The sequence below is a fragment of the Streptomyces sp. WMMC1477 genome (genome assembly GCF_027460245.1).
Classification (GTDB): Bacteria; Actinomycetota; Actinomycetes; order Streptomycetales; family Streptomycetaceae; genus Streptomyces.
The window spans coordinates 5,423,186-5,435,000 of sequence record NZ_JAPZBD010000003.1; the positions used below are offsets into that span (position 1 = coordinate 5,423,186).

The 11,815-nt window shown below is 74.5% G+C and carries 10 protein-coding genes (1 of these 10 only partly in view); 6 read left to right on the plus strand and 4 right to left on the minus strand.

The window, feature by feature from the left end; all coding sequences use genetic code 11:
• The first annotated feature begins 317 nt into the window (after positions 1-317).
• The 4 genes from O7609_RS23710 to O7609_RS23725 are packed head-to-tail and all read left to right on the plus strand — an operon-like array spanning position 318 to position 4,458.
• Positions 318-2,993: a nitrate- and nitrite sensing domain-containing protein gene (locus O7609_RS23710; protein ID WP_269734964.1), complete on the plus strand. Its 2,676-nt coding sequence runs from the start codon at positions 318-320 to the stop codon at positions 2,991-2,993.
• On the plus strand, positions 2,990-3,427 hold the full coding sequence (locus O7609_RS23715) for a roadblock/LC7 domain-containing protein (protein WP_269734963.1): 438 nt from the start codon (positions 2,990-2,992) through the stop codon (positions 3,425-3,427). Before O7609_RS23710 ends, O7609_RS23715 begins: the two co-directional genes overlap by 4 nt.
• Before the next feature lie 10 nt (positions 3,428-3,437).
• On the plus strand, positions 3,438-3,851 hold the full coding sequence (locus tag O7609_RS23720; RefSeq protein WP_269744224.1) for a DUF742 domain-containing protein: 414 nt from the start codon (positions 3,438-3,440) through the stop codon (positions 3,849-3,851).
• Positions 3,832-4,458 (plus strand): GTP-binding protein, encoded by a 627-nt coding sequence (locus O7609_RS23725; RefSeq protein ID WP_269734961.1) that lies wholly within the window; start codon positions 3,832-3,834, stop codon positions 4,456-4,458. The genes O7609_RS23720 and O7609_RS23725 overlap by 20 nt, the downstream gene beginning before the upstream one ends.
• Here O7609_RS23725 and O7609_RS23730 read toward each other — a convergent pair.
• The 3 genes from O7609_RS23730 to O7609_RS23740 all read right to left on the minus strand — a co-directional run bounded on the left by O7609_RS23730 (position 4,442) and on the right by O7609_RS23740 (position 7,041).
• Entirely contained in the window at positions 4,442-5,173 is a 732-nt protein-coding gene (locus O7609_RS23730) for an MIP/aquaporin family protein (RefSeq protein ID WP_269734960.1), read from the minus strand. The genes O7609_RS23725 and O7609_RS23730 overlap by 17 nt on opposite strands.
• 89 nt (positions 5,174-5,262) lie before the next feature.
• Positions 5,263-6,054 carry a M15 family metallopeptidase gene (locus O7609_RS23735; protein WP_269734959.1) on the minus strand — a complete coding sequence of 264 codons (792 nt, stop codon included), beginning with the start codon at positions 6,052-6,054 and terminating at the stop codon, positions 5,263-5,265.
• A 171-nt stretch (positions 6,055-6,225) separates the two neighbouring features.
• A complete protein-coding gene (locus O7609_RS23740; protein WP_332328064.1) occupies positions 6,226-7,041 on the minus strand; it encodes a hypothetical protein in 816 nt (271 codons plus the stop codon).
• Positions 7,042-7,265: 224 nt separating this feature from the next.
• Between O7609_RS23740 and O7609_RS23745 the strand changes: the two genes are divergently transcribed.
• Together O7609_RS23745 and O7609_RS23750 are read left to right on the plus strand one after the other, a co-directional pair.
• On the plus strand, positions 7,266-9,275 hold the full coding sequence (locus O7609_RS23745) for an acetoacetate--CoA ligase (RefSeq protein WP_269744225.1): 2,010 nt from the start codon (positions 7,266-7,268) through the stop codon (positions 9,273-9,275).
• 63 nt (positions 9,276-9,338) lie between these two features.
• On the plus strand, positions 9,339-10,310 hold the full coding sequence (locus tag O7609_RS23750; protein WP_269744226.1) for a hypothetical protein: 972 nt from the start codon (positions 9,339-9,341) through the stop codon (positions 10,308-10,310).
• Positions 10,311-10,327: 17 nt separating this feature from the next.
• Here the strand turns inward: O7609_RS23750 and ptsP are convergent, their stop codons facing one another.
• Positions 10,328-11,815 carry the 3' portion of a phosphoenolpyruvate--protein phosphotransferase gene (gene ptsP, locus O7609_RS23755; RefSeq protein WP_269734956.1) on the minus strand. 183 nt of this gene lie beyond the right edge of the window, so only the last 1,488 of its 1,671 coding nucleotides appear in the window; its start codon lies off the right edge, out of view — the gene reads right to left on this strand; the stop codon is at positions 10,328-10,330.

Here is an 11,815-nt window from a genome sequence, read left to right on the forward strand (position 1 = left end):
CGGTCCTTTCTCGCCCCGTGCCGATGGATGTGCCCACACCACGCTGTGCTCTATCACAGACCGACCGCGTTATCCCGCCATCATGGGAAACGTCCGGTGGACGTCGTCCGATCACGTGTGCCATGGCTCGGACTCATCTACGAGTTCTCCGCATCGCAGTAGTAGGCTCGCGCCGTTCACCGGTGGCACGCCTCCGGAACACCGAAAGTGGCCGAAGTCCGCCGCGGGTCGCGGGCGTCGGGGAACGCCGGAACTGACAGAGCACGCCGAGTACAACGCCAGCGCCCGGCGGTGGCGTTGCCGAGGTAGGGGAGGCCATGCGCTTTCGCGGGAGCACGATCCGCCGGAAGATCGTGGCGCTGATGCTCGTGCCCCTGGTGACGCTCGTGTGCATCTGGGCGTACGCGACGTACTACACCGGCAGCGACGCCAAGCGGCTGCTCGACAGCTCCCGGATCATGACCGAAATCGGTCGCCCCGCCGAGGAGACGGTCCAGGCCGTCCAGGAGGAACGGCGGCAGGTCCTCGTCCACCTCGCCGACCCGCGCCGTTCGGACGCGCTGTCCGAACTGGCGAAGCGGCAGGACCGGACCGACACCGCCGTCACCCGGCTGCGCGAGCAGGCCGCCGCGTTCCGCGGGGACCTCTCCCACGACTCCACGGAGCGGCTCGACGCGCTCCTGACGGAACTGGGCAAACTCCCCGCCGTCCGCGCCGGTGTCGAGCGCAACACCGCCACCCGGGAGAGCGCCTTCGCCTCCTACAACTCCGTCATCGACCCCTGCCACGCGCTGCTCGTCACGCTCCACTCGCTGCACGACGGCAAGCTGGACCGGGAGGGCCGCGCGCTCGTCGGGCTGAGCCGCGCCCGCGAGCTGGTCGCCCGCGAGGACGCGCTCATGGCCGCCGCGCTGGCCGCCGGCCGGATCACCCAGGCCGAACTGCGCGCCGTCTCCGACCGCATCGCCGAACGCGACATGACCTACGTCAACAACCTCGCGGTGCTGCCGGACGAGGAACGGCGGCTGTTCAGCGAGTACTGGTCGGGCCCGAACGGCACGACCCTGAGCGAGCTGGAGGAGACGGCCGTCGAGGCCGGCCCCGAGCGCGCCCTCGCCGCCGTCAACACCGAACGCTGGGACGCCGCGACCTCCGCCGTCCTCGACGACCTGGAGCGCATGGGCGACGAGGCCCGCGACCGCTACACCGAACGCGTCGAGCCCGCGGCCGTCTCGGTGCTTCTCCAGGCGTGCATCGCCGGGGTGCTCGGCTTCTGCGGCGTGCTGCTGTCCGTCGTCGTCTCGCTCCGCATCGGCCGCCGCCTCGTCCGCGACCTCGGAACCCTGCGCCGGGAGGCCCACGAGGTCTCCGGGGTCCGGCTGCCCGCCGTCATGCGCCGACTCGCCGCGGGGGACCAGGTCGACGTGGAGACCGAGGCCCCGCGGCTGGAGTACGGGCAGGACGAGATCGGTCAGGCGGGACAGGCGCTCAACACCCTGCAGCGGGCCGCGGTCGAGGCCGCCGTCAAGCAGGCCGAGCTGCGCCGTGGCGTCTCCGAGGTCTTCGTCAACCTGGCCCGCCGCAGCCAGGTGCTGCTGCACCGCCAGCTGGCCCTGCTGGACGTCATGGAGCGCCGCACCGAGGACCCGGACGAGCTCGCGGACCTCTTCCGGCTCGACCACCTGACGACCCGGATGCGGCGGCACGCCGAGGGGCTCGTCATCCTCTCCGGCGCCGCGCCCTCCCGGCAGTGGCGCAAGCCCGTGCGCCTCATGGATGTCGTCCGGGCGGCGGTCGCCGAGGTGGAGGACTACGAGCGCATCGAGGTCCGCCGGCTGTCCGAACTCGCCGTCGACGGCCCCGCCGTCGCCGACCTCACCCACCTCGTCGCCGAACTCCTGGAGAACGCCACCTCGTTCTCCCCTCCGCACACCGCCGTCCAGGTGCGCGGCCAGCGCGTCGCCAACGGCTTCACCCTGGAGATCCACGACCGGGGCCTCGGCATGACGCCCGAGGCACTCCTCGAGGCCAACCTGCGGCTGACCGAGACCCCGGAGTTCGAACTCTCCGACACCGACCGGCTCGGGCTGTTCGTGGTCTCCCGGCTGGCCAAGCGCCAGGGGGTGCGGGTGTCCCTGCAGCCCTCGCCCTACGGCGGGACCACGGCCGTCGTCCTCGTCCCCGGCTCGGTCCTCAACGAGACGGACGGCACCGAGGCCGCGCTCGAACCGCGCCGCGCCGACGACGGCGACGGCCGGGCCACCCTGACCCGGGTGCCGTCCGCCCCGCCCCGTGACCTCGCCGCCGCGCTCGGTCTGGGCCGCGGGCCGCAGCGTCCGGTGGGCCTGTCCGGCAAGGGACGTCCCGTGGAGCTGGACGGTCCGCTCGACCTCGACGCGCTTGACCCGCTGGACGGCCAGGCCCCCGCCGACACGCCCGCCCACGGTATCGGCAGCATCTACCACGCCCTGAGCCAGCGCCACCGCGACAGCGCCGAACCGGAGGCGGAGCGGACCGGGCCGCGGGGCGACGACGAGCGCACGCAGGACCGCCGAGGACGCGGGGCCCGCACCGAGTCCGGCCCGGCACCGGCGCCGGAGGCGGGGCCGCAGGCGGAGGCCGGCGCGGAGCCCCCCGCGGCACTGCCGCGCCGGCGGCCCGGGATATCCGGCCGCCCCGTCCTCGTCTCCGACCACGGCAGGCCGGTCGGCGAGCCCGGCGGGCACACCCCGCCGCGCCGGGAGGAACCCGAGGGCCCGGCCACCGTCGACGGGCTGCCCCGTCGACGTCGCCAGGCCCATCTCGCCCGGCAGCTCGAACCCGGGGGCGGGGAGCCGGCCGAGGGGCCGCCGCCCGCGGAGGGACCGCGAACCGACCCGGCCGTGGACCGGGACGCCGACGAGGTCCGCGACCGGATGGCCGCGCTCCAGCGCGGCTGGCGGCGCGGCCGGCAGCACAACGACGGAACGACACCCGAGGGGGACGGTCGATGACCGCACCGAACGCCACAGCCGACAGCGCCGGCGGCCAGAGCGGAGAACTCAACTGGCTGCTCGACGACCTGGTGGGGCGCGTGGGCCACATCCGCAAGGCCCTCGTCCTGTCCGGGGACGGGCTGCCCAGAGGCGCGTCGCAGGACCTCTCCCGCGAGGACGGTGAACACCTCGCGGCGGTGGCCTCCGGGTTCCACAGCCTCGCCAAGGGGGTCGGCCGCCACTTCGGGGTCGGCGGCGTGCGGCAGACCGTCATCGAGCTCGACGACGCCTTCCTGTTCGTCACCGCCGCGGGCGACGGCAGCTGCCTCGCGGTCCTCGCCGACGCCGAGTCGGACGTCGGCCTCGTCGCCTACGAGATGACGCTCCTGGTCAAGCGCGTCGGCGCACACCTGGGTACGGCGGCCCGCGCCGATCTTCACGGCGGAGGGTGAAGGCCGGCGCATGACCGACGCCTGGTTCGACGACGCGGCGGGGCCGGTGGTGCGGCCCTACGCCATGACGCGGGGCCGCACGCGCGGCGACGCCCGCCTCCGGCTCGACCTCATCGCGCTCGTCGTCACCGAGGACGGTGCGCTGCGGGACGCCGAGGGCGACCACCCCGGGGCCGCCGGCGAGCGCCCCGGGGCAGACGCCCTCGGGCCCGAGCACCTGGCCATCGTGCGCCGCTGCGACGAGGAACCCCAGTCGGTCGCCGAACTCGCCGCCGACCTCGACCTGCCGGTGGGCGTGGTGAGGGTTCTCATCGGCGACCTCGCGGACGCCGAACTCGTGCGCGTCACCCGTCCCGTCCCACCGGCCGAGCTGCCGGACGAGAGCATCCTGCGAGAGGTGATCAATGGTCTTCGGGCGCTCTGACCGGCCCGGTGGTCCCGATGCGCCGGTCACGTTGAAGATCCTGGTCGCCGGGGGATTCGGGGTGGGCAAGACCACCTTCACCGGCGCGGTCAGCGAGATCCGCCCGCTGCGCACCGAGGAGGCCCTCACGGAGGCGGGCCGGCCGCACGACGACCTCTCGGGCGTCGAGGCGAAGTCCACCACCACCGTCGCCATGGACTTCGGCCGCATCACGCTCGGCGACTCCACCCTGCTCTACCTCTTCGGAACTCCGGGCCAGGACCGGTTCTGGTTCCTGTGGGACGAACTGGCCTCCGGGGCGCTCGGCGCCATCGTGCTCGCCGACACCCGGCGGCTGGACGGCAGCTTCGGCGCCGTCGACTACGTCGAGCGCCGCGGACTGCCCTTCGTCGTCGCCGTCAACTGCTTCGACGGCGCCCGCGTGTACCCCGTCGAGACGGTCCGCACCGCCCTGGACCTCGGCCCGCGGGTGCCCGTCGTCCTGTGCGACGCCCGACGCCGGGACTCGGCCCGTGACGTGCTCGTGAACCTCGTCGAGCACGCGCTGCGCGTCCGCACCGCGCAGGGGCGGCCCGCCGCCGGGGCCGGGGTCAGAACGCCGCCTTGAACACTCCCGCGGCGATCGCGGCACCGAGCAGCGGACCGACGACCGGCACCCAGGCGTAGGCCCAGTCCGAGGTGCCCTTGTTCGGGATCGGCAGCAGCTGGTGCACGATCCTCGGGCCGAGGTCGCGCGCCGGGTTGATGGCGTAGCCCGTCGGGCCGCCCAGCGACAGGCCGATCCCCACCACCAGCAGCGCGACGATCAGCGTCTGCGTGCCCGACACCCCGAGCCCCTCGGTGAGCCCGAAGGCCAGAACGGGCAGCACCAGCGCCATCGTCGCGATGACCTCGGTGACCAGGTTGACCAGCGGACTGCGGATCTCCGGGATCGTGGCGAACCCGCCGAGGGTGGGCTGTGCGTTCTCCGACGCGGCGTTCGCCCGGTACTGGGCCAGATAGGCGAGATAGGCGAGGACGGCGCCCAGGACCGCCCCGGTGAGCTGCCCGGCCACATAGACCGGAACCTTGTCCCAGCCGCCGCCCTGGAGGGCGATGCCCAGGGTCACGGCCGGGTTGATGTGCCCACCCGAGAGGGGGCCGGCCGTGTAGGCACCGGCCATGACGCCGAAGCCCCAGCCGAAGGAGATGACGACCCAGCCGCTGGCCCGCGCCTTGGAGTGATGCAGCGTCACGGCCGCGACGACACCGACGCCGAAGAGGACCAGGATCGCCGTGCCGATGATCTCGCCGACGAAGATGTCGCCGGTTGGATAGTCCATGACCGCTCCTCGCGCAGGCCGCTCACCTGCTCACCAGCATGACCGAACCCGCCCGGATCAGCGCGGTGTGCGGGACCCGGACGGGGGCCTCACCCCGGGCCGCCGACGGCGTCCCGGGTGACGGGGAAGTCGAAACGCCGGTGCGGGAACGGCTGGTCCCGATGGGTGAAGTGCCACCACTCCTGCGGCAGGTTCGCGAACCCCTCGGCCTCCATCAGCCGCTTCAGCAGCAGTCGGTTCGCCCGCTGCGCACCGGTCACCCCCGGGTGGAGGGTGCGGGCCTTCGCATCGAAGCAGTCGTATCCGGTGCCCATGTCCACCGACGCGTCCGGGAAGCGGACCGTGCGCGGGGCGAAGCACGGCACCAGCGGCTCACCGGGCACGTAGGACCGCGTGCCGGGTACCCAGCGCGGCACCAGCGTGACGTCCACCGTGCCGCCGCTGCTGTGCCCGGAACGCCGCGCGATGTACCCCTCGGAGAAGAGCCGGTCCTTGGCCACGCGCGGGTAGAACTCCGCCTTCATCCGCACGTCGCTCCGCTCCAGCGCCCACCGGACGAAGTGGTCGACCGCGCGCTGCGGCCGGTAGCAGTCGTAGGTCTTCAGCCCGTAGCCGTGCCGTTGTGCCGCCCGGTGCACCTCCCGCAGCGCCAGCGCCGTCTCCCGCGCCAGCAGACAGGTGCCCTCCCGATAGCCGTCCACCCGCTCCCCGACGAAGTTGTGCGGACCGGCGTAGCGGATCTCCTGCAGCACGCCGGGCGCCACGTCGGCGAGCGCCACGAAACCCGCGGGCGCGCGCTCCTGCGCCGCCCCCGCCTCCGGTACCCCGGCCGCGCACACCAGCGCGCCCCACGTCACCATCACCGTCACCACACGTCGCATGACCGGGGCCGTACCCCGCGCCCGGCCCCGGGACGGCCGACACGCCGGACGGTTCACCCGCTTGTGCGACGTCCACGCCTCAGGCGACGTCCACGCCTCAGGCGACGTCCACGCTTGGTGCGGCACCCGCCCCGTGGCGGCGGGCAGGCCGCCGCCACGCGGGGGGACAGCTCACCGCCGCCGGCCGTCGTTCCCGCCGCCCGACAGCTCCGCCCACTCCCGCAGCGCCCAGTCGGACGGGCCCACCAGCACCCAGTACGCCACCGGCCCGCCGGGTACCCGCAGCTCGCTGCGCCCCTCCCGGTCGTGACCGGACCCCTCGCCCGGCACGCCCTCGCGCACGGTGACCCGCCCCCGGCCCCCCGCGTCGCGGACGTCGTGGAACATCAGATGAGTGCCCGCCCGGGCCACGACGAGCTGGGGGAGCGCAGCCCGCGCCCCCGGCCGGACCCGTCGGCCGCCGGTGTCGAGGAACCGGGCGTCCGCGCGCACCCGCGACCGCTGGAGCCAGGCGCCTCCCGCCCCCGGCTCGGACTCCCACCAGCGCGGCGGCGCGTCCCGCCGCAGCAGGACCCCGCCGGGCGTCCGGACCCGGACGACGCCGTTGCGGCCCACCGTCAGCAGGACGCGCTGCGACACGACCCGCCAGCCTCCGTCCGTGTCCGGCTCCAGCGTCGCCCGGCCGTCCGGCGGCGGGCACCCGTGGCCGCCACCGGACGCGTCGTCCCGCGGCTCGGCGCCGTCCCAGCCCAGGAACACGCCACCCCCCACGGCCACCCGCACGCGCAGCTCGGAGCGTTCACAGCGCACCAGGCCCCCGCCCGGGCCGGCCTCGGCGCCCAGCACAGCACCCGGGGCACGGGCCCGCAGCCGCTCCCCGCCGAGGCGCTCCCCGGCGGCGGCCGCGCGCCGCCCCAGCCACCAGGCCCGTCCCGCACGACCCGTCCCGAGCCGCCCGGCCGACCACCGCAGACCCCCAGCGTCCATGCAGCTCAGACTGCCATTGCCGACGCGCCGCCCGAAGCGCGTTCAACCGGCGTTCACCGGAAACACCCCGGACGTTGCGCCACATAGCGAGGCGCCCCGATATGGGGTGCCGCCCCTGGTGTGGCGCACGCTCACATGGCATCGTCCTGCACAGCCGCGTCACGCGCACACCCCGCCGTGCGCGGAACGCACGCACACCCTCGCGTACCGTCCAGGAGCCGCCCATGACCGCCGCAGCCGCCACGCCCGAGCCCCGCCCCCTGTGGCAGCCGGGACCCGACCGGATCGCCCGCGCCCAGCTCACGCGCTTCCACGCCTGGGCCGCGGGACAGCACGGCGCCCCCGCCCCGGCCCCCGGAGACCCGGCCGCGAGCTACGCCGCACTGCACCGCTGGTCGGTGGATGAGCTGCCCGCCTTCTGGCAGGCCGTCACCGAGTGGTTCGACGTCCGTTTCGACACGCCCTACGAGAGCGTGCTCGCCGACCGCGACATGCCCGGCGCCACCTGGTTTCCCGGAGCCACCCTCAACTACGCCGAGCACGCGCTGCGCACCGCCGAGGACCCCGCGCGCGCCGGCGACCCGGCACTCCTGCACGTCGACGAGCGCCAGGAGCCCCAGGCCGTGACCTGGCGCGAGCTGCGCCGGCAGGTCGCCTCGCTGGCGGCCGAGCTGCGCCGCCTCGGCGTCCGGCCCGGCGAGCGGGTCAGCGGCTACCTCCCCAACATCCCGGAGGCGGCGGTGGCCCTCCTGGCCACCGCCGCCGTCGGCGGGGTGTGGACCTCCTGCGCCCCCGACTTCGGCGCCCGCAGCGTCCTGGACCGCTTCCAGCAGGTGGAGCCGGTCGTGCTGTTCACCGTCGACGGCTACCGCTACGGCGGCAAGGAGCACCACCGCGCCGACACCGTCGCCGAGCTCCGGGCAGAGCTCCCCACCCTCCGGGCCGTCGTCCACGTCCCGCTGCTGGGCACACCCGCGCCCGACGGCGCCCTCGCCTGGGACTCGCTCACGTCCTCGGACGTCGACCCCGTCTTCGAGCAGGTCCCCTTCGACCATCCCCTGTGGGTGCTCTACTCCTCGGGCACCACCGGGCTGCCGAAGGCCATCGTGCAGTCCCAGGGCGGCATCCTGCTGGAGCACCTCAAGCAGCTCGGCCTCCACTGCGACCTCGGGCCCGAGGACCGCTTCTTCTGGTACACCTCCACCGGCTGGATGATGTGGAACTTCCTCGTCTCCGGCCTGCTCACCGGCACCACCGTCATCACCTACGACGGCAGCCCCGGCTATCCGCACACCGACGCCCAGTGGCACATCGCCGAACGCACCGGAGCCACCCTCTACGGCACCTCGGCCGCCTACGTCATGGCCTGCCGCAAGGCCGACGTCCACCCCGGACGCGACTACGACCTCTCGGCGCTGCGCTGCGTCGCCACCACCGGCTCCCCCCTGCCCCCGGACGGCTTCCGCTGGCTCCACGACGAGGCTTCTGGGGACCTGTGGATCGCCTCGGTCAGCGGCGGCACCGACGTGTGCAGCTGCTTCGCCGGAGCCGTGCCCACCCTCCCCGTCCACATCGGCGAGCTCCAGGCCCCCTGCCTCGGCACCGACCTGCAGTCCTGGGACCCACACGGAAAGCCCCTCGTCGACGAGGTGGGCGAACTGGTCGTCACCAACCCGATGCCCTCCATGCCGGTCCGCTTCTGGAACGACCCCGACGGCACCCGCTACCGCGAGAGCTACTTCGAGATGTTCCCCGGCGTCTGGCGGCACGGTGACTGGATCACCCTCACCGGCCGCGGCTCCGTCGTCATCCACGGCCGCTCGGACTCCACCCTCAACCGGCAGGGCGTCCGCATGGGTTCGGCCGACATCTACGAGGCCGTCGAGCGGCTGCCGGAGATCCGGGAGTCCCTCGTGATCGGTGTGGAGGAGCCCGAGGGCGGATACTGGATGCCGCTCTTCGTCCACCTGGCCGAGGGCGCCGTTTTGGACGACGACCTGCGCGACCGCGTCAAGCGGACGATCCGCGGCCAGCTCTCCCCGCGCCACGTGCCGGACGAGATCATCGAGATCCCCGCCGTCCCGCACACCCTCACCGGCAAGCGACTCGAGGTGCCCGTCAAGCGGCTCCTCCAGGGCACTCCGCTGGAGAAGGCCGTGAACCCGGGTTCCGTGGACGACGTGGAGCTGCTGCGCGTCTACGAGCGCCTCGGCCGGGAACGCACGGCGCACTGAAGCCGCTGTCAGTGCCCCCGGTTACGGTGAGTGAGTATCTGACCACCGTAGCCGGGGGGCCTCATGGACAGCCGAACCCACAAGCAGACCGACCGCCGCGCCCACGGAAGCACGGCGGCGGCAGCGCCAGCGCCCACCGTCGGCGAGTCCGTGTCGCGTCCGCCCCGGCGCCGGTCCTGGCGGCGTCTGCGCAGCGCAGAGCGGCGCGCGCTGCGCCGCGAGGCCGCGAGCACCGTCGCCGTTCTGGCCCGGGCCCGCGACTTCGCGGCCATGCGGCGCTACCGGAGTTTCCCCCACCGGGACCACGCCGGGTACCTGCGCTCCGTCCACGACCTGCTGCGGTCCCTGCGCGGGCGGGGTGTTCACGCGCGGGTCGCCCTCTTCGAGCCCGCCGGGTACCGGAGCTTCTGCGCGGCCGCCGGCCTCGACGCCGACACCTCGCTCAGCCGGGCCCGTTACACGGCCGAGGTCGTCGCCACGGGGCCGAGCCTGTCCTACGACGGCGAGCCCGTCCGTGAACTCCTGTCACGGCTGCTGAACGCCGCCGAAGCACCCGGCACCGCCCGGCGCCCGACGGCCCGGGGCCGCCACGAGCCGACGCTCTGCGCCCGGGCCGACCACCGCGCCCGCTCGGCACTGGCCCACCTGCTGACGGCGGCCGGTGCCGGGGAACACCACCTCGTGTGCAGCGTCACCCCGGCCGCGCCCCACCCCGCGCCACCGCTTGTCGCGGCCCTGCCGCTGCGCCGCGACACCGCGGGGCCGGGAGACGGGAGCGGCGAGACGCCCACGCGGCTGTTCACCGTCGTGCTGGCGGCCGGCATCAGCACCGGAAGCGCCGGGGGCGTGGTGCTGCGCACCACCCGGGGCGGCCACCAGACGGTCCGGGGCTGGCGGTTGGCGAACGGCTGGCTCCAACCGCTCACGGAAGCGGAGGTGTTCACCGCGTACTGCACCGACCCGGCCACCGGTGAGCCCATCCCGCCCGAGCCCGGGGTGGCCTACCGCCCGGGATTCCCCCTGCCACTGCCGTAGCGGCGGAGGCCGCCGCGCTACTCGCCGGACAGCACGGCCTGCGCCGCCCGGCGTGCCTCATCGGCACCCTCGGCGGCACGTGCCGCGGCCGCCGCCCGCTCGCACTGGGCCATGGTGTGCTGGGCCAGCGTCGCGCGGACGTAGGGGATGGCGGACGCCCCCATGGACAGGCTCGTGACACCGAGCCCCGTCAGCACGCAGGCCAGCGTGGGATCGGAGGCCGCCTCACCGCACACACCGCAGCTCTTGCCCTCGGCCTTGGCCGCCTCCGCGGCGAGCGAGACGAGGTCGAGCAGCGCGGGATGCCACGGGTCGTGCAGCCGTGCCACGGCCCCCACCTGACGGTCGGCGGCGAAGGTGTACTGCGCGAGGTCGTTGGTGCCCAGCGAGAGGAACTCCACCTCCTGCAGCACGGAACGGGCCCGCAGCGCCGCCGCGGGGATCTCCACCATCGCCCCGAACTTGGCCCGCAGCCCGGCCTCCCGGCAGGCGTCCGCGAACGCCTTCGCATCGGCCCGGTCGGCCACCATGGGCGCCATGACCTCCAGATACACGGGCAGCCCCTCGGCCGCCCGGGCCAGCGCGGTGAGCTGGGTCCGCAGCACCTCCGGGTGGTCGAGAAGCGTCCGCAGCCCCCGCACGCCCAGCGCGGGATTGGGCTCCTCGGCCGGTGTGAGGAAGTCCAGGGGCTTGTCGGCACCGGCGTCCAGGACGCGCACCACCACCCGGCCCTCCGGGAACGCCTTCAGCACCTCCCGGTAGGCGGCCACCTGCCGGTCCTCGGACGGCGCGCGGGTGCCGTCGTCCAGGAACAGGAACTCCGTCCGGAAGAGGCCGACCCCCTCGGCCCCGGCCGCCACCGCCGCCGCCACGTCTCCCGGGCCGCCGATGTTCGCGAGCAACGGCACCTTGTGCCCGTCCGACGTCGCCCCCGGCCCCTGGGCCGCTTCGAGGGCGGCCCTTCGCTCCTCAGCGGCCCGGGACAGCGCGGCCTGCTCGTCCTCGTCGGGATTGACGACCACCTCCCCGGTGCTGCCGTCCACGGCGACGACCAGGCCCTCCACCAGCTCGACGGCTCCCGGCAGCGCCACCACGGCGGGCACGCCCAGCGCCCGCGCCAGAATGGCGCTGTGGCTGGTCGGCCCGCCCTCCTCGGTGACGAACCCGAGCACGAGAGACGGGTCCAGCAGCGCCGTGTCGGCCGGAGCCAGGTCGCGGGCGATCAGCACGTAGGGCTCGTCGCTGTCGGGGACACCCGGCATGGGAACGCCCAGCAGCCGCGCCACGATCCGGTTGCGCACGTCGTCCAGGTCCGCGACGCGCCCGGCCAGGTATTCCCCGGCCCCGGCGAGAAGCGCCCGGTAGGCGGCGAACGCGTCGTAGACGGCCCGCTCGGCGGTGCTGCCCACCGTGATCCGGCTCTCGACGTCGGCCATCAGCTCGGGGTCCTGGGCCATCAGGGCCTGCGCCTCCAGGACCGCCTGAGCCTCGCCGCCGGCCAGGTT

Bases quoted from the DNA above. Each gene is read 5' to 3' on its own strand.
- O7609_RS23710 (WP_269734964.1), top strand. From the start codon at position 318: ATGCGCTTTCGCGGGAGCACGATCCGCCGGAAGATCGTGGCGCTGATG.
- O7609_RS23715 (WP_269734963.1), top strand. From the start codon at position 2,990: ATGACCGCACCGAACGCCACAGCCGACAGCGCCGGCGGCCAGAGCGGA.
- O7609_RS23720 (WP_269744224.1), top strand. From the start codon at position 3,438: ATGACCGACGCCTGGTTCGACGACGCGGCGGGGCCGGTGGTGCGGCCC.
- O7609_RS23725 (WP_269734961.1), top strand. From the start codon at position 3,832: ATGGTCTTCGGGCGCTCTGACCGGCCCGGTGGTCCCGATGCGCCGGTC.
- O7609_RS23730 (WP_269734960.1), bottom strand. From the start codon at position 5,173: ATGGACTATCCAACCGGCGACATCTTCGTCGGCGAGATCATCGGCACG.
- O7609_RS23735 (WP_269734959.1), bottom strand. From the start codon at position 6,054: ATGCGACGTGTGGTGACGGTGATGGTGACGTGGGGCGCGCTGGTGTGC.
- O7609_RS23740 (WP_332328064.1), bottom strand. From the start codon at position 7,041: ATGGACGCTGGGGGTCTGCGGTGGTCGGCCGGGCGGCTCGGGACGGGT.
- O7609_RS23745 (WP_269744225.1), top strand. From the start codon at position 7,266: ATGACCGCCGCAGCCGCCACGCCCGAGCCCCGCCCCCTGTGGCAGCCG.
- O7609_RS23750 (WP_269744226.1), top strand. From the start codon at position 9,339: ATGGACAGCCGAACCCACAAGCAGACCGACCGCCGCGCCCACGGAAGC.